Genomic DNA, 18,268 nt, shown 5'->3' with positions numbered 1-18,268 from the left:
GGTTTATTGATGAAATTTTCGCATTTCTTTATACAGCGCCCAATATTTGCGGCTATGCTGTCGTTGGTTATTTTAATTGCTGGTGGCATATCACTATTCCAATTACCAGTAAGTGAATACCCAGAAGTAGTTCCTCCAACAGTTGTTGTTACCGCCAACTACCCAGGTGCTAACCCTACCGTTATTGCGCAAACAGTGGCAACACCGCTGGAGCAAGAAATTAACGGCACTGAAAACATGTTGTATATGTTTTCGCAAGGTACAAGCGATGGCCGTATGACATTAACGGTGACCTTTGCGTTAGGTACCGATTTAGATCGTGCTCAAGTACAAGTACAAAACCGTGTAAACAGTGCACTTCCGCGTTTGCCAGAAGAAGTACAACGTTTAGGTGTTGTGGCTGAAAAGTCATCACCCGATTTAACCATGGTAGTGCATTTATACTCACCTGAAAAAACGCACGACACAGCTTACTTATCTAACTATGCTGATTTAAACATTAAAGATGAAATTGCGCGCTTACCAGGCGTAGGTGATATTCGCATGTTTGGTGCTGGCAAATACTCAATGCGAGTATGGCTAAACCCAGATGCACTTGCTGCACGCGAATTAACAGCAACAGATGTAGTAACAGCACTTCGCTCGCAAAACCAGCAAGTTGCTGCAGGTAGTTTAGGTGCGCAACCAATTTCAAACGACAGTCAATTTCAAATACTGTTAAACGTTAAAGGTCGTTTAAACAGTATTGAAGAATTTGAACAAGTTATTATTAAAGTAGGCGACGAAGGTCAGTTAACGCGCTTATCTGATATAGCCCGTGTTGATTTAGGTCAAGACACTTACGCACTGCGTGCAGAGCTTGACAACCAACCAGCTCTTGCAATGCCAATATTCCAACGCCCAGGTTCAAACGCTATTGAGCTTTCTGATCAAGTACGCGAAACAATGGCGCGCTTATCTAAAGATTTCCCTACTGGTGTTGAATACGACATTGTGTACGACCCTACGGTATTTGTTCGCGGCTCAATTGACGCGGTAATTGCCACTTTGCTTGAAGCAATTGTACTGGTAGTTATTGTTGTTATTGTATTTTTACAAACGTGGCGTGCATCAATTATTCCGCTAATTGCTGTGCCTATTTCACTTATTGGTACATTTGCCGTAATGCAGTGGTTAGGTGTCTCAATTAATACCTTGTCGTTGTTTGGTTTAGTTTTGGCCATAGGTATTGTTGTAGATGATGCGATTGTAGTTGTTGAAAACGTAGAGCGTAATATCGAAAAAGGCTTATCGCCACTTGAAGCAACCCGCGTTGCAATGAGCGAAGTAACAGGCCCTATTATTGCCATTGCGCTAGTACTAAGTGCTGTATTTATTCCTACTGCGTTTATTACCGGTTTATCAGGTCAATTTTATAAGCAATTTGCACTTACAATTACAATTTCGACGATTATCTCAGCATTTAACTCATTAACGTTATCGCCTGCACTTGCTGCATTGTTATTAAAATCACACGATGCAAAACCAGATGCGTTCACGCGTTTACTTAATAAATTGTTTGGACGTTGGTTGTTTAAACCATTTAACCGCGTATTTAATCGTGGTGCTAAAGGGTACGAAAAACTGGTACAAAAACTAATCCGTATGACCGTTGTTGTAATGGTGGCTTATATTGCACTTGTTGGCGGCACAATTAAGTTATTTGATTCCGTACCAGGTGGCTTTATTCCACAGCAAGACAAACAGTATTTAGTGGCTATTGCGCAGTTACCTGACGCATCAAGCCTTGATCGTACTGAAGACGTACTTGCTCAAATGCAGCAAATTGCATTAGAAGTCCCAGGCGTTGCACATACTGTTGCTTTTCCTGGCTTATCAGTGAACGGTTTTACAAACAGCCCTAACAGCGGCATTGTATTTACACCACTTGAGAGCTTTGACAAACGTACCGATCCGAGCCAATCAGCGATGGCGATAGCGGCGCAGTTGAATAAACGTTTTGCTGCCATTGATGAGGCATTTGTAGCGGTATTTCCACCGCCGCCAATTCAAGGTTTGGGCACTACAGGTGGTTTTAAACTGCAAATAGAAGACAGAGCTAATAAAGGATTTGAGGCACTATTTAATAGCCTGCAAGCCGTTATTGGTAAAGCGCAACAAGACCCAGCATTAATGGGCCTGTACTCAAGTTTCCGTATCCAAGTTCCACAAATGGATATTGATATTGACCGCGAACAAGCGCTTATTCAAGGTATTCCACTTGATGAAGTATTTAATGCACTGCAAATTTACTTAGGCTCTGTGTACGTAAATGACTTTAATATGTTTGGTCGTACGTACCAAGTAAATGCACAGGCTGATGCTGACTACCGCTTAGACCCTGATCAAATACTTAATTTAAAAGTACGAAACCGCTCAGGTAATATGGTGCCACTAGGCTCTGTATTAACAGTAACACCAACAATTGGTCCTGACCGTGTTATGCATTACAACGGTTACCCAAGTGCAGAACTAAATGGTAGCCCAGCGCCAGGTTATAGCTCTGATCAAGCACAAGTTGCTATTGAAAAAGTACTCGCAGACACACTACCAACAGGTATTGAATATGAGTGGACTGAAGTAACGTACCAACAAGTACTTGCCGGTAACACCATGGTTTATGTATTCCCGTTAGTTGTATTACTTGTATTTATGGTACTTGCAGCGCAGTACGAGAGCTTACGTTTACCACTGGCAATTATATTAATTGTACCAATGACTATTTTCTCAGCCTTGTTAGGTGTGTGGTTTGTCGGCTCTGACAACAACATATTCACCCAAATAGCGTTAATAGTACTGGTCGCGTTGGCTTCTAAAAATGCAATATTGATGGTTGAGTTTGCAAAAGATAGACACGACTCAGGCTTATCGCACTTAGAGGCAATACTTGAGGCATGTCGTATGCGCTTGCGCCCAATATTAATGACGTCAATTGCATTTACAGCAGGTGTTGTACCGTTAGTACTTGCCACCGGTGCGGGCGCCGAAATGCGACACGCAATGGGTAACGCAGTATTCTCAGGCATGATAGGTGTAACCGTGTTTGGCCTATTGTTTACGCCGGTATTTTATATGTTAGTGACTAACAAAAAAGAGAAAGCGCAGGAGAATACTCATGACTAAATTAATGCAAAAAAGGCTTGAAACAAGTCTAACTGTCAGTGCGGTATTAGTCGCTGCGTTTTTAGCCGGGTGCGCGAGTAAAATAGACACCATGGGCGAGCAAAAAGCCGTTAACGAATTTGTTGCTAAAGCTAATATTGCGAGTAACGTTAGCGTTGCTGATGAAACAAACTGGTGGAAAAAGCTTAATTCTGATCAACTAAATGAGCTTGTTACTGGTGCGCTTGCAAATAACTATAATTTGCAAACAAGCCAGCTAACACTTAAAAGTGCATTAGCGCGATTAGGAGAGCAAAAAGCCCAGTACCTTCCGCAAGGTGGCGTAAATGTTGGCGCAGCTCGAAGCGATGCACCAAGCGTTTATGACCGCCAATCAAGTGCAAACGTTGCACTTGATTGGCAGCTAGATTTATTTGGTCGCATTACGGCGTTGGTTGATGCTGCAAATGCATCGGCCATGAGCCAAGCAGAGCAAGTACGCTTACTGCAAATTGAAGTAGTATCGTCAGTTGTTAAAGGCTTTGTAAGTTATCAAGGTAATGTTGAAAAACAACACATTGTTACACTTCAAATTGAAGCGCTTGAGCAAAGTATTGACGTTCTTCAAGCCCGTGTTGACGAAGGCGTCGCAAACGAGCTTGATTTAAACCGTACTATGGCGCAGCTTAGGCAGCAACAAGCACTAATGCCTGCCATTGAGTATGCAAAATACAGCGATTTATCTGCTCTTGCAGTACTAAGCGGTAAGTTAGCGCAAAATATTGCTATTGAAAACGAGCAAGGCGTGCTTGAACGTGACTTTAGCGTAGCATTAAAAAACGCTAATAATGCCATTGCCTTACGTCCTGATATTAGCCGTGCACTGTTTGACTTTAGCCAAGCAAATAGTTTAAGTGTTGCAGCTAGCAAAGCGTTATTACCAGATATTAGCTTATCTGCATTTGCAGGGGTTGTGAGTATAGACAGCACAGGCTTAAAAAATACTGATCAGCAGTGGCAAGTAGCGCCGCAGTTACAATGGTCGTTATTAAGTTACCCAGCATTATTAGCACAGCGCGACGCGCAGCAGTTTTTAAGTGAAGCCGCATACAGCGATTATCAACAAGTGGTATTAACTGCACTAAGTGAAAGTGAACTTTCACTGCAATTGTTGGTCAATCAGGCACAGCAAAAACGCTTTGCAGATGAGCGCTATGACTTTGCTAATAAAGCATTTTTACAAGCCCAAGCAATGTATGAAGAAGGCCAAATTCCTTACCTTGAGTTGTTAGATGCGCGTCAGGATGTTTTAATAGCACAAGAAAATGCTGTTGAAACAACAATTTCTTCACTGCTTGCCAAAGTAAATGCTTACCAGTCATTTAATGGCCAATGGAGTTATGCGTTAAACGACACTAATAAGTAGAGTTATATTGATGCCAAATACTGAAAATTTACATGAATACATTATCCCGCAAACGATGCGCGCTATTGTACTGCCAGAACCAAATGAAGCAATTGACTTAGCAGATGCTGAGCTGCCTGTTCCAGACTGTGCAGATAACGAGCTGCTTGTAAAAGTAGAGTACGTTGGTTTAAATCCAGTTGATGGTCAATTTGCTAAAACAGGCTTTTGTAAATGGCAGTATCCACACATTTTAGGCTTAGATGCTGTAGGTGTTGTGGTTAAAGCTAATAAAGGTGTGTTTCCAAATGTTGGCCAGCGGGTTATGTGGCATGCCAACATTGGTGAGCAAGGTGCTTTGAGCGAATACACCAAAGTACCTAACTTTGCAGTGTCGGTTGTGCCAAGCGGTTTAAATCCGGCCATTGCAGCTACACTTCCATGCTCCGGTATGGCAGCACTTATCAGCTTAGATAAAATAGGTATTAGTGAAGGCGATACTATTTTTATTGAAGGCGGAGCCGGAGCGGTAGGACAGTTTGCTATTCAATATGCAAAACAGCGCGGTGCAGATGTATTTACCACCGCATCAAAGCGTAACCATAAATTGGTTAAGCAGCTAGGCGCTGATGTGGTTTTTGACTATAGCGATAAAAAGCTATGCGAAAAAATCCGCAGAGAACTTGGCCCGCAAGGCTTTGATGCGGTTATTGATACGATAGGTGGAGAGTGTACTCAGCGTAATATTGAGTTAATGCGTTTTTGCGGACGTATTGCCTGCTTAAATCCGCTACCTTGTTTTGATCAAGACTTAATGTATCACCGAGCGCCGAATATTAGCGTTGTATCGATTGGTGGTGCATGGCTTGCTAATAGTTTATGTGCACAACAACGCTTGAGCTTTATGGGCAACCTGTTACTTGAAGGAGCTGTTAGTGGGGACATTAAACACCCAGAAATAACGCCCGTAGACTTTAGTGCTGAGTCAGTATCGCAAGCGCTTAATAAACAACTTGCTGGTGGTTTTACCGGCAAGCAAATTGTTAAAGTTGCTAAGTGAAGCGCTTATACAATTTGATTTAAATTTAAGTAGTTTTAGCTAGATTAACTGATAATGTAGCCTCTACAAATTGAATAAAAACGTAGCCTATTTGTGCTGCGTTTTTTTATGCCCATCAAAAAATAGATACAGCGCTAGCGCTTTTGCTGTTTTATTCATCATTTTAGTCAAAATACTTTTTTTCAGCGTACAACTGTAAGCCTTTGTGTTTCAACAGTTTACGTTCAGGTAAAGAAAATAAATTGAAAAAACTGTTAATTAATTGAATAGAGTAATTGATCTAAACGATTTTTTATGACGTAATGTAGGTATTATTTAGCTGGTCGGATGAGTTCAATCATGAGTTTACGTACAAAACTAAAAAAAGTATTACCAAGTATTTCTATCACAGAACAAGAAGCGCTAGACGCGGGTGATGTATGGCTTGAAGGTTCTATCTACCAAGGTAAACCTGATTTCAGTGCACTTCGCGACGTACCTGCTGCTACATTAAGCGCAGACGAGCAAGCATTCTTAGACGGTCCAGTAAAAGAGTTATTGGGCATGATTGACGATTCAGTGATTCAAAACGGCATTCATTTACCAAATGACATCTTAGAATTTTTGAAAAAAGAGCGTTTTTTCTCGCTTATCATTCCTAAGTCGTTTGGTGGTTTAGAGTTTAGCCCTTATGCAAACTCTACCATTGTTGGCACAATTGCGACTAAAAGCTCAGCAGTTGCGGTAACCGTAATGGTTCCTAACTCGCTAGGGCCAGGTGAGTTATTACTTCACTTTGGTACGCAAGAACAACAAGCACATTACTTACCACGCCTAGCAAATGGTACAGATATTCCATGTTTTGCATTAACAAGCCCAGAAGCGGGTTCTGATGCAGGTGGTATTCCTGATGTTGGTAAAGTAACTAAAGGTATGTACAACGGCGAAGAAGTCCTTGGTTTAGAAATTACCTGGGACAAGCGCTACATTACACTTGCGCCTATTGCTACCGTACTTGGTTTAGCATTTAAAGTAGTTGACCCTGATGGTCTGCTAGGTGGTAAAGAAAACCTAGGCATTACCTGTGCACTTATTCCTAAAGAGCACCCAGGTGTAGAGCTTGGTAATCGCCACGACCCAATGGGTATTCGTTTTTACAACGGTACTACACGTGGTAACAAAGTATTTGTACCAATGGATTTTGTTATTGGTGGACAGAAAAACATCGGCCGTGGTTGGCAAATGCTGGTTAGCTGTTTAGGTGCTGGCCGTGGTATTTCATTACCTGCGCTAGGTGTTAGTACAGCACAAGTTGCATTTAAATCAGCATCTGAATATGCAGCAGTGCGTGAACAGTTTGGTTTAGCCATTGGTCAGTTTGAAGGTATTCAAGAAAAACTAGCTGACATTGCAGGTAAAACATACCTACAAGAAGCAATGCGCGTACTTACAACTGAAGGCTTAGGCATGGGTTTAAAACCATCAGTAGTAACCGCAATCGCTAAATACCATATGACAGAGCTTGGTCGCGACGTGCTTGATTCAGCAATGGATATACAAGCAGGTAAAGCGATTCAAAATGGTCCACAAAATACATTAGCAAGTGGTTATGTTGCTCAGCCGATTGCCATTACGGTAGAAGGCGCGAACATTCTTACACGTAACCTAATGATCTTTGGTCAAGGTGTTATGCGTTGTCACCCATATTTACAATCTATGGTTGAGTCAATTCACAGTGAAGACAAAGGCGCAGATAAAGAATTTAACGGCATTTTGCGTAAAACAATCGGCTACAGCACAGCAAACAGCTTACGTGCTTTCCGCTTAGGTGTTTTACCATTTACAGCAAGTGCTAATTCTGAATTACCAGAAGTACGTGACTACGAAAAAGCAGTACATAAATTATCTGCAAAACTTGCAGTGTACGCAGACTTTTCGTTACTTGTACTTGGCGGTAAGTTAAAACAAGCAGAAATGCTATCGGCACGTTTAGGTGATGTAATGAGCTTCTTATATGCAGCTATGGCATCAATTAAATACTACGAGCAAAAAGTATCAAGTAGTGACCGTGAGCAAGCAGCGCCGTATTTCCATTACGCGACTCGTTTTGCACTACAAAGTGCTGAAGAAGCATTGCATAAGTTTTTAGATAACTTCCCTGCAAGTGGTACACGTAAGTTTATTCGTTTCATTACAATGAACTACTCAACTAAAATGCCAAAAATTAGCGACGATTTAATCCGCGAACTAGCTAAGCAAGCTCAGCTAGATACCGCATTTAAAGCGCAAATCACGCATTTAGTTAAACCAGTAGTGGGCGATGGCCATCATATTAATGAGCAAGCTTACAAAGCTAAAATGGCATCACTTGGCGAGCTGGCTAAAGTTAAAAAAGCATTACGTGCTAAAGTAATTAAGCCTGGTGCACGTTTTAACATCACGCTTGATAATGCACTAGCGGCAAACGTAATTACGCAAGCTGAGCACGTTCAGTTAATTGATTACAACATCAAACGTGAAAAAGCGATTCGTGTAGATGAGTTCGATTTTGATATGAACATACTAGACGATAACGCACAGCCAATTAACCCGCTTAAAAGCGTAGTTAATCAGTAAGTTAAAGTAATTAAATTCAATGATGCAAAGCGCCCGCAGTATCGGCGCTTTTATTTTTGAAAAGTATTAGTGTGGAGCCCCGCTTGTGTAAAAACAAGCGGGGCTTTTTTATGTGTTATTTAAAGTAGAAATAGATGACGGTATTGGTTTGAAAGTGAATATGTATCTGTAGAGGATTAAAAAGAGACGCTTATAATCTTGAAAAAGGGCTAACAACCCCGTTAGCACCTTGCTGTAGTACATGGGTATAAATTTGAGTAGTTTTAACATCAGAATGGCCAAGCTGAGCTTGAACAGTTCTTATATCGGCGCCATTTTGCAGTAGATGAGTAGCAAAAGAGTGTCTCAATGTATGAGGTGTTATTATTTTTGTTAACCCTGATTTTTGGACGGCTTTTTTAATCTCTTTTCTAATACAAGAGTGATGAAAATGATGTCGCCTTATTTCACCACTTTGAGGATCTGAACTTAATATATGAGAAGGAAATAAATATTGCCACGCAAGCGATTTTGCGGCACTTGGATATTTTTTTGTTAAAGCATATGGCATCCATACGCCAGAATATTCCGTATTATTTAAATCCAGTTTTAAATAGTCATCAACGTTCAAAATTTGATTTCTCAGCATAGGAATTAGCTCTGTGGCCAGCGTAACAATGCGGTGTTTATTACCTTTTCCATTCCATACTTGAATGCATTTATAATCAAAATCAATATCTTTTACTCTTAATTGCACCGCTTCCATTACTCTTAAGCCACTTCCATACATAAGGGCTGCAATTAAATAATAGCGCTTATTTAAATGAGCCATCAACATTTTAACTTCCTCTGGGGTCATCACTACAGGGAGCTTTGCTTGTTTTTTACTACGGGCAAAATTTAAATTTAATGAGAGTTCTTTTTTTATTATGTGCTTGTATAAAAATGACAATGAATTGAGTGCGGTGGCTTGCGTACGTGGTGCAACGTTTTGCTTTAACACTAAATGTTCTAAGTAGCGTTCGACTTCATTGTCCCCCATTGAGGCGGGATGGCGTTTATTATGAAAATGGATATAAGATGCAATCCATCTTAGGTAGGTATCTACGGTGCGTAATGAATACTGACGTACCAACATATAATCGGCTATATAATTTAAAAATGGGGAACGTGTTTTCATACTATTACCAATAATGGCGCTGTTTTTATATACAGTATAGTTGTGATGCACACATATTCAAGAAAATGAGCGGCGAGCGCATTTTCTCTTTTATTGAGAGTTTGAATGCTAATAAAAATTATATATAGCAATGTGTTAAGTTATTTGGTAAAAAAGATTTATAAAATACATGAGCGTATAGTTGGCAGAAATATGCGCGATGAGCGCACTATTAAATTGTTAGGTGCTAGGAGGTTAACTGACATATGGAGCATGAATTGATTCGGCAAGTTCAAACTAAAGATTATGAGAGTATTGCAAACATATATAACCATTATGTTTCAAATACTTCTATTACGTTTGAAGAAACGACCGTTACAAGTACCGATATTCGAAATAGAGTAGAAAAATCACGTAGCACCAATCTTCCTTGGCTCGTTATGGAAATCAGTGGCTCTATTGTCGGTTATGCTTACGCTACCAAATGGAAAGAGAGAGCTGCATACAGATTTTCTGTAGAGTCTTCAGTTTACATTTCCGAAAAGCATCACGGTAAAGGCTACGGAACACTTCTTTACACCGAATTAATTAAGAATTTGAATTTACTAGAAGTAAATTCCGTAATCGGAGGCATTACGCTACCAAACCTTGCAAGTGTTGCTTTGCACGAGAAATTGGGTATGAAAAAAGTTGCTCACTTTAGCAATGTCGGTTTTAAATTTAGTAAGTGGTTGGACGTAGGGTATTGGCAGTTGAAACTCCGCACCTAACAAGCCAATAAACTCACTCACTTCGTTCGCTGGGACGCATACATGCGGAGCGGCTGCGCCATTATGCCCCACATGTATGCGCCCGTTATTGGAAAGTTATACATAGCAAGGATTTAGCTTGGTAAATATTGAAAATACATCAACAATAATCGCAACAATAGTGCTATTAATTTTGTTTATGTTCTTTGGTGTAAATCTGGCTATGGTTGCTTTAGAAAGAAAAGTATCTTTATCTAGTCTTAAACTTCTACTTACTGGCGCAGCGGAAATGCTTCGGAAAAAAGATAACCCTAATAGCTACAGGCAAGCAAGAGTTTACCTGTCTGGTAGTCTTTTATCTCTTTTTGCATTAATGGCATTTTTGGAGTTCGGCTATGCATAACAAAAACATCATGGTGGGAATTTTACTCGCTGAAAAAGCGCTCCTAAAATCCCCATATGTTAAGCGTTAGGATATTAAATTACAGGGAGAGTCTTTTGTTAGAGCCGTTAAAAAAAACTAAAGAGCAAGTAGAAAAAGTTAGCGAAATTTATAGCCAAATAGAAGATAAAAATAGAAAGGTTTTTGCTCAGCAAGTTGCAGATTTGAAAAAAATCAATTTATCTAAAATAGAAAAAGAAATACTTACGTATTTTTGGCACTCAATTGACCAAGAACCTATAGATAAAGTTAAATATGATGCATTAGAGTATTGCATGAGACTTAAAGAAGAGAATTCTAGTTACTCAGGTATCCAGTTTAGATTGCAAGAGGGGTTGTTATCTTTGAAGATCAACGACCTAATTGAAAATTATGACTCAAATACAAGCCATACCAATGAAGCCGTTACTTTAACTAAGTCAGGGATAAAAATGGTTACTTCAATCAATCCTAAATATAGTCAATTTCACCTAGCTTATAGAGACTTTATTAAAAATAAAATTGTTGTAGGCGTAACTATCGTTTCTTTCATATCAGGTGTTGCAGGGTTAATTCAACTCATATCCTAACAAGTCATTTCAGCAGGACAAAAAACAGTTGGTTTTTGCTCCTGCGTCGCTTATTTTAACCAACTATTTTATTGCCTCTGAATGAGGCGTTATGTGTCATTCACTGGCAATTATATAATTTGAAAATGGAGATAAATTAGAAATGGATATCAGTAATCCAATTTTTTGGTCATCAGCTTCTGTTTGGGCGATGTTACCTTTACTAGGCACTTTAATTGTTCACATCGCATTTAGTGCGGCTGTGTATAACGATGCAGCAAAACTTCAAAATGAAAATCATAACCTTGTATTTGTTGGTCCCATTTTATGGTCTTTAGCAGTTCTAATCGGTGGTGTTTTTGCTGCGGTAGGTTATTGGCTAGTGCATCATTCAACAATGAGTCGACTTTGAGCAATATGCCACATAGCAAAAACATCATGGTGGGAATTTTACTCGCTGAAAAAACGCTCCTAAAATCCCCATATGTTAAGCGTTAAGCATCGTCAGCATATGAATGAATATCAGCAGGAAATCGTTTCATATTTTGGGTATTGGCCAGCGTTCTGCGATGCTCCTATATTGAGCTACGAGGAAATAGATGGTCGCTTAACCTTAGAAATTGAGTACATAGATACTGAGAAATGTTTGCATGCTAAGATTGAACTAATTTTCTACGGGGTTTCAGAATCGGAACTTAGTGAATTTGAAAAAGGTAGTGTGATTGACACAATGAGAATACTTAGTGGCAACGTGCATCGAGTTGAAATTGAACCTTGTTACGGTATCGGCGGCAACTTTAAATGCACAAGCATTCAGGCAAAAATACAAAATGCTTAACAAGTTGCACCAGCCGACATTTTTTCCGTCGCTCCTTTTTGTGCTTGAATAGCACAAACGGGTTCCTCCAAAAATGCGGCTGTGCAAAGCGTTAGCAGTCAAAATTAGACATGGAGATAAAATGAAATTCATCGCAGTACTTATCGGAACAATATTCTTAACAGCATGTGCAACTGGCTACCAAGCACACACTTGGTCGGGCGGCTATAACGATAAAGTGATAGGTGAGAATCACTATTATGTTGAATATTTGGGTAATGGAACAACGTCAGCAGAAACTGTTAATGCATATTGGTTACGTCGAGCAAACGAGTTATGCCCTAAAGGGTATACAGAATTAACTTCCGAATTGGGGAAAAACAACTCTGTGGCTGTCGGCACTGCTGGTGTTTCATTTGCTCATCCTTGGAAAAAAGCTGAAATCAAGTGCAATTGACTGCTAACAAAAACATCATGGTGGGAATTTTACTCGCTGAAAAAGCGCTCCTAAAATCCCCATATGTTAAGCGTTATGCGTCTCTTTAAGCTCAAAGGATTGAATTATTAAGATATTGATTTCACTGTTCACTGAAGTTCAAAGCACTCCAATTCTGTTTAAATTTCAGCATCGCTTAAATGCACTAACTAATTTGCTCTTATTGGTATTTGCTTATTTTCCTTGGCCAAACGCAACCTATGAACTGAATGGTAACAAACTTGATTACACAGAGTTCTGGCTGTCAGGAATGGCGCCTAGCTTATTGGCATTTAACATTCTTGTTCTTTCAATCTGTTTTGGAACCATAAATCATCGGCGTTGGGCTTTGTGGGGCGTTTTCATATACTGGTCAGGAATCATTGCCTTCCTGTCGTTCTATAGTATTTTAGGTTTTGTAATTGGCGCTTCTATTATCGTTATCTGGGTATTGTTTTTATTTCGCAATCAAAAAATACAGTTGTATTTTGCACAGGGTAACGCATAACAAACCGCTGTAGTCGGTCGCAAGCTCCCTGGGACAATGACACGTGGGCTCAGTCGCTTCGCTCTAATTTTAGCCCACGTGTTATTGCCCCTAAGCGGGGTGGTATGACTCCCACTGTCAAGTTAAACGCACTGATCCCTGCCTAACTTTTTTAAGCCATAATTACTTTAGCTCGAATTAGAGCGAGTTAATACATAGGATGAAGCAAGTAATGTCGTCGGTTATCTTGCTGATATTCGTTGGTTATTACTATTTCTAGTAACAGAGCAGACCTTACTTATTTGGTCGTGGCACCTGTCTTCAGTCTATGTTCGTGGTTCAATGAAGCGTTAGCTACATTGCCATCCTAACGCCGTCGGTGGTTGTGCCACTCCCGATGCTTGATCCTATGCATTAACTCTAATTCGTTTATCATGCAGGTACTCTTGCCAATCTAAGTTTTGTATTTACTGGCGTTAGCACCACTTCTTTTGCAATTGCCCATATGTATGCAATCATTTCTCGAGCAATGGCGGTGACAACCAGGTTGTAATGTTTCCCTTTGGCTATCATTTTTTTATAGCGCTTGCAGAGCCTAAGTTGTGCTTTCCACGCAATATCAATAATGTCCTTTGGTAAACCTTCTTGTCGTTTTTGCATATCTGTCGATATATTTGCCGCATACCGATAAGTGTGTGCGCCTTCAACGAGAAGGCGCCTCGCTCGGCCGTTTCCGCATTTTGTGATGGCGCCAATATGGCGTTTGCCACCACTCGAGTGCTCACTAGGTACAAGACCAAGATAACTCATTAATTTGCGGGGGTGGTCGAAGCGCGATAAATCGCCAAGCTCAGCAACAACGCCGGTGGCGACCAACAAACGAACGCCACGCATAGCTTGTATTGCTTTTACTACAGGATAATAACGCCACTGGTGAACATGGTGTGTTAGTTCATTGTCTAGCCGTTCAAGTCGGCTTATTCGTTCATTAATTGTGTGTAAAAACTCTTGTAAGACGATGTGCTGCGCGGGATGTGGCAACACAAGCTCAGTGAGCCAACGTAAATGTTTTTGTGACCAATTTGCAATGCCTCTGTAATTAATATTATTGCGAAGCAGCAGTGCCTTTAATTGATATTTAGCATCTTTTAAATCCTTCATTGCCACTTCGCGTGCGCGAGATAAATCACGTACGGCTTCATCTTCAGGCTCGGGAACATAAATAGGTGTTAAATCTTCAGATTTAAGTAATTTAGCGAGCTTAAGGGCATCACGTTTATCGGTTTTAATCTTCTCACCTGGCTTTTTGGGAATAAGAGAGGGTGCAACCACATAACAGCAATGGCCGAGACTGGTAATTAATCTGTAAATCCAATAACCACATGGGCCAGCTTCATAAACAAAATGAAGTGTTGCGCCAGGGTATTTGGATTCAAACTGACGAACAAGCTTTTGAACGGCCACTTTGGAAGACGAAACTCGGCCAAGATGAACGGGTTTCGCACCTCTATGTTCTTCAATATAGGCGACTTCATTGAATTCTTTATGTGTATCAAGACCTATAAAAAGTATGCTATGTTTATTCATGTTAGCCTCTGCTGTTTAGTTAATTGACAAACTAATTATGGCTCTGGCTTTGAATTAAGCTAACCCACGAAAAGCGGAGGCTAACACCGTGTGGGAGTCATTATGTCTATGAGCCATATGAATAACTTACTAATTTGTAGCCTGATAATTCTGTTGGTTAGTTGCACAACCATAAAAAATGTTTCAGATAGTTCTCAATTTGAAGGTGACATAGGCATAAAGTATTTAGAAAAGAACGCTTTCATTTGCACTGTTGATAATAATGCAATGTTTACGAAAGGCTTACCCGTTAACGAGCTATATGAAAACCATGGTTTCAAATCCTGTCCTCGCGGAATGGATGTTGCGTCCCTTCTAAAGGGGGCTGAAATTAAAGTTTCAGAGGCTTCTCATAGCTCACACTTCGGTTTAGTGTCTTATACAGATCATTGGTATTTTGTTGGTTCCGCCGACATTGGCGGTAAAATGGTGAGTTTTTATTACTACTTAGGGTTAACTACTGATGGAAAACCTCCTGTGAACTATAAGAATAATTTGTTGTGGCACTAGCAAAAGCTCATAACAAGGCCAGCCAGCATCGCTCCCTACGGTCGCTGGACCTCGTTTCACTCGGCCGCTGCTGGCGGCGTTAGATTTACCTACTACGGAGCAGCAATGGATATAGCTGTAGAAAAGTACATATTTGATAGTATCGGGGAAGGATTTAAGGCCGGATTTGTTGAGGTTAAATTTCCTGATGAGGGATACCCTAGGTTTCTAACATTTTCGAATGAATCTGTTCGCCTGCATTCGTGTGGTAGTAGTGAGGTGATTTGGCATTTTGCACCAGGCGAAATTGTCGCTGATCTTGAGCATATCTCTATTCTATCAAGCAGTACCGATGCCGTTGAATTAAAGTTTCAAACTGAAATAAAAGTTGTACCTTTTAGCATTAACAGCCATGGAGTTTACTGGGGCCGGTAAAAATCTAACAAACGCAGTCAATCGGAACGGTTTTAAGCTGGTTTCGCTTCGCTTCGCTGCACCAACTTAAAACCCGTCCGTTGCTGCGGGCGTTGAACTAAGCCGCTACGCGGAGATCCTATTCTGACCATTTGAGCCACACTTACCTTGGGGTTATCCCCTATTTGGAGGTAAGTAATGAATACACTCATTGAACAAGTCAAAACTGAAATAGCCTATCTTGGTTATTCACAAAGTACATGTAAAAGCTACTGTGAACATTTACTAAAACTCAGTCATTATTTTAATAAACCGCTCGATTCGATTACTGATGAGGAACTTAACGCCTTTTTTAACGATCCTGCGATTCGTAAACTTTCTAGAGCAAGCCAAAAAATACAGATAAACAGTATTTGGTTCTTGTTTAAGAATATTTTACATCGGCCACTTAACTTAGATATTGTACTGCCAAAAATAAAACTTCGCGCACCCACTTATTTATCGCGCGATGACATGCGACGGCTTATAGAAAGTTGCACCGATATGCGCTTAAAAACATTGATAGTGGTGTGTTATGGATGTGGTTTGCGTATTGGCGAACTGCTACGCATTAAAGTGCAAGACATCGATGGACAGCGTAAAACCATTTTAATTGAACATGGTAAAGGAGATAAGTCACGCTATGTTGTTGTATCAGATAGCGTGCTAAATCAATTACGTCGCTATTGGAAAATGTATCACCCAACAGGCTGGATGTTTTATTCACGATGGTTAATGGATAAATCCATGTCACCCTCAAGCTTCAGAAAGGCATTGAGAAAACATGCACAAGCGTGTGGCTTAAAGCACTGTAACCCACATGCTTTACGCCATGCTTATGCAACACATCAACTTGAGTTAGGGATGCCGCTTCATCAACTGCAACATCAGCTTGGTCACAGTGATATTAAAACCACACAAAGTTACTTACATTGGTTACCAGAGTTAGGTCAAGGCGGCATTGATTTGCTTGCGAGCTGGAGTAAACAATGAGCGCTTTACACCTCGCTGATATTTTAAACTCGAATCTTGAGAATTATCGCCAGCATCATACGATGAGCTATCAACAACTGCGTGTCTGTCAGCACCTTCAATCATGCAGAACAGGTCAGCTCGGTTACCAAGCATGGCAATGTGATAACTGTGGTGAGTCACAAAAGATTGGATGTAGCTGTCGAGACCGTCATTGTCCGCGTTGCCAAGGCATGGCTACGGCTAAGTGGGTGCAAAGGCAGCAAGAGGATTTATTACCGTGTCGGTATTTCCACCTTGTTTTTACGCTCCCCCATGAGTTGAATATCATTGCGCACTATAACCAAACGCGTTGTACCAGTTTTTATTTAAAGCCGCATGGCAAACGCTGAACAAATTTGCGAAACGAAAGAGGCATGGTCAGTTAGGCATGACAAGCGTACTGCATACATGGGGGCAAAACTTAAGTCAGCATATTCACCTGCATTGTTTGATACCCGCAGGTGCACTTGAAAAAACGCACTGGCATGAAATAGAAAAAGGCTATTTATACCCCGTGAAAGCGTTATCAACAGTCTTTAGAGGTAAAATGCTGGCGGCGCTCAATGAATGCGATAGTTCATTTACGAAGATAAACATGCCAACCAAATGGTGTGTTTATAGCAAAGCCTGTTTAACGTACAGTGAAAATTTAGTTAGCTACCTTGCTCGCTATACCCGAAAAGGCGTAATGTCAGAATCACGTTTAGTGAGAGCAAATAAACAAACTGTGAGTTTTAAATACCGAGATTATGCAGATAAGAACCGCGATAAAGTAATGACACTGAGCTGTGATGAATTTTTACGGCGTTACTTACAACATGTATTGCCGAGAGGGTTTATGCGCATTCGTCACTATGGTTTTTTAGCTAATGCATGTCGCAAGCGAAAGTTAGCATTAATAAGGTCACAAGAATCACACATAGGTAAAGTGGAGAAGCTAAAGACAGAAAACGTAACACTGATACCGCATTGGCCTTGCCAACATTGTAAGGCAGGTATCTTGCGTTTAATTGGCGTATTCCAGTTATATGAAACAACGACCAAAGTAGAGCGAACGAGTTAGCAGCTAGGTAGCTGCTTAAAATCAATTAGTTAACCTGCTTAACTGCTCAGGCTAGCGGCCTCTGTACGTGTAAAAAATATAATTGCTTATTAAGGCAAATTTAGGTGTAATGAATACATAATAAGCGCTGAGCAATGCAGGGAAAGCTTACATAACACTAGCTAAGCTGATTAAATCAGCTAGGAAAGTGAGAGCCTCCAAAAAGCAAATTCCCATAGCATAAACAACACCAACTCTGACACACCGAGCAGGTAGCGGCTCAGTCCAACAAGCGATTATGCAACACAAACAGCGTGTCGCATAAATACTAAAATGTTATATTTACAAGGAAGTTTAATGTTTTATTTTAAACTCTATGATGACAAAAGGTTAAAAGACCTCAAGCATAGTAAGAAAATCGAGATCGTGAATAACGCTGTAAAATTATATCGAAAAGATAAGCCATTGAATATTACCAGCCGATTACTGGCAATGTTAATTTGGTGCGGTATTCCTGCTGTAGTTTTATTTTTAGTCTTCAGTTTTGGTCTTGCTATTGGTTGGTTTGCACTATCTATCTTCATTCTTGAGATTAAATTAGCTAATGATGAAAGCGCTGATGTCGAAACATACCTAAACCAAGTGTTAGAGTAATGTAAATATAACAAGTGACTATGGTGTCAATTCCTAATTTCAAACCATTTTAGGATCCCACATGACACCATCCCTCACCATAGAATTTATGATTACTATAAGCTTTCTTATACAGGCAATAATAGCCACTTTT

The 18,268-nt window shown here is 40.2% G+C and carries 16 protein-coding genes and 1 pseudogene; 15 read left to right on the top strand and 2 right to left on the bottom strand.

Translation table 11 applies throughout. The features are described 5' to 3' along the window. Positions 1-9: 9 nt before the first annotated feature. From H5092_RS08065 to H5092_RS08050, 4 genes are all read left to right on the top strand, one after another. Positions 10-3,162, top strand: a complete 3,153-nt coding sequence (locus tag H5092_RS08065) for an efflux RND transporter permease subunit (protein ID WP_182733281.1) — start codon at positions 10-12, stop codon at positions 3,160-3,162. Continuing rightward, positions 3,155-4,567, top strand: coding sequence for a TolC family protein (locus tag H5092_RS08060; protein ID WP_182733280.1), 1,413 nt, complete (start codon positions 3,155-3,157; stop codon positions 4,565-4,567). Before H5092_RS08065 ends, H5092_RS08060 begins: the two co-directional genes overlap by 8 nt. A 10-nt stretch (positions 4,568-4,577) precedes the next feature. Further along, the gene (locus tag H5092_RS08055) at positions 4,578-5,606 is read left to right on the top strand and encodes a zinc-binding dehydrogenase (protein ID WP_182733279.1); all 1,029 of its coding nucleotides are present in this window, start codon (positions 4,578-4,580) and stop codon (positions 5,604-5,606) included. Between the two features lie 339 nt (positions 5,607-5,945). Next, positions 5,946-8,201 (top strand): acyl-CoA dehydrogenase, encoded by a 2,256-nt coding sequence (locus tag H5092_RS08050; RefSeq protein WP_149603631.1) that lies wholly within the window; start codon positions 5,946-5,948, stop codon positions 8,199-8,201. Between the two features lie 190 nt (positions 8,202-8,391). Here the strand turns inward: H5092_RS08050 and H5092_RS08045 are convergent, their stop codons facing one another. Then, positions 8,392-9,360, bottom strand: a complete 969-nt coding sequence (locus tag H5092_RS08045) for an integron integrase (RefSeq protein WP_182733278.1) — start codon at positions 9,358-9,360, stop codon at positions 8,392-8,394. A 245-nt stretch (positions 9,361-9,605) separates the two neighbouring features. Here H5092_RS08045 and H5092_RS08040 point away from each other — a divergent pair, with 245 nt between their 5' ends. The 6 genes from H5092_RS08040 (at position 9,606) to H5092_RS08015 (ending at position 12,352) form a co-directional block, all read left to right on the top strand. Continuing rightward, positions 9,606-10,109, top strand: a complete 504-nt coding sequence (locus H5092_RS08040) for an arsinothricin resistance N-acetyltransferase ArsN1 family B (protein WP_182693011.1) — start codon at positions 9,606-9,608, stop codon at positions 10,107-10,109. 118 nt (positions 10,110-10,227) lie between these two features. Further along, positions 10,228-10,491, top strand: coding sequence for a hypothetical protein (locus H5092_RS08035; protein ID WP_182694107.1), 264 nt, complete (start codon positions 10,228-10,230; stop codon positions 10,489-10,491). Between the two features lie 95 nt (positions 10,492-10,586). Further along, positions 10,587-11,099 carry a hypothetical protein gene (locus H5092_RS08030; RefSeq protein ID WP_182694106.1) on the top strand — a complete coding sequence of 171 codons (513 nt, stop codon included), beginning with the start codon at positions 10,587-10,589 and terminating at the stop codon, positions 11,097-11,099. A 142-nt stretch (positions 11,100-11,241) separates the two neighbouring features. Next, a complete protein-coding gene (locus H5092_RS08025; RefSeq protein WP_182693013.1) occupies positions 11,242-11,490 on the top strand; it encodes a hypothetical protein in 249 nt (82 codons plus the stop codon). Between the two features lie 99 nt (positions 11,491-11,589). After that, on the top strand, positions 11,590-11,916 hold the full coding sequence (locus H5092_RS08020; RefSeq protein WP_182693012.1) for an Imm50 family immunity protein: 327 nt from the start codon (positions 11,590-11,592) through the stop codon (positions 11,914-11,916). Positions 11,917-12,037: 121 nt separating this feature from the next. Next, positions 12,038-12,352, top strand: coding sequence for a CC0125/CC1285 family lipoprotein (locus H5092_RS08015; protein ID WP_182693010.1), 315 nt, complete (start codon positions 12,038-12,040; stop codon positions 12,350-12,352). A 937-nt stretch (positions 12,353-13,289) separates the two neighbouring features. On the opposite strand, the gene H5092_RS08010 is transcribed toward H5092_RS08015, so the two are convergent. Next, positions 13,290-14,444: an IS110 family transposase gene (locus H5092_RS08010; protein ID WP_182693009.1), complete on the bottom strand. Its 1,155-nt coding sequence runs from the start codon at positions 14,442-14,444 to the stop codon at positions 13,290-13,292. Positions 14,445-14,561: 117 nt separating this feature from the next. Between H5092_RS08010 and H5092_RS08005 the strand changes: the two genes are divergently transcribed. The 5 genes and pseudogenes from H5092_RS08005 to H5092_RS07985 all read left to right on the top strand — a co-directional run bounded on the left by H5092_RS08005 (position 14,562) and on the right by H5092_RS07985 (position 18,135). After that, positions 14,562-14,993: a hypothetical protein gene (locus H5092_RS08005; RefSeq protein ID WP_182733277.1), complete on the top strand. Its 432-nt coding sequence runs from the start codon at positions 14,562-14,564 to the stop codon at positions 14,991-14,993. Between the two features lie 105 nt (positions 14,994-15,098). Continuing rightward, positions 15,099-15,407 (top strand): hypothetical protein, encoded by a 309-nt coding sequence (locus H5092_RS08000; RefSeq protein ID WP_182725399.1) that lies wholly within the window; start codon positions 15,099-15,101, stop codon positions 15,405-15,407. Positions 15,408-15,584: 177 nt separating this feature from the next. Then, the gene (locus H5092_RS07995; RefSeq protein WP_182733276.1) at positions 15,585-16,418 is read left to right on the top strand and encodes a tyrosine-type recombinase/integrase; all 834 of its coding nucleotides are present in this window, start codon (positions 15,585-15,587) and stop codon (positions 16,416-16,418) included. Then, positions 16,415-17,502: pseudogene (locus tag H5092_RS20870) on the top strand (IS91 family transposase). Before H5092_RS07995 ends, H5092_RS20870 begins: the two are co-directional and overlap by 4 nt. A gap of 336 nt (positions 17,503-17,838) precedes the next feature. Then, on the top strand, positions 17,839-18,135 hold the full coding sequence (locus tag H5092_RS07985; protein WP_182725410.1) for a hypothetical protein: 297 nt from the start codon (positions 17,839-17,841) through the stop codon (positions 18,133-18,135). Positions 18,136-18,268 lie beyond the last annotated feature (133 nt).

It is taken from the genome of Pseudoalteromonas sp. SR41-7, assembly GCF_014163935.1.
Classification (GTDB): Bacteria; Pseudomonadota; Gammaproteobacteria; order Enterobacterales; family Alteromonadaceae; genus Pseudoalteromonas; species Pseudoalteromonas distincta.
Note: the sequence above shows the minus strand (reverse complement) of the source record. Positions and strands in the feature narration are given on the sequence as shown.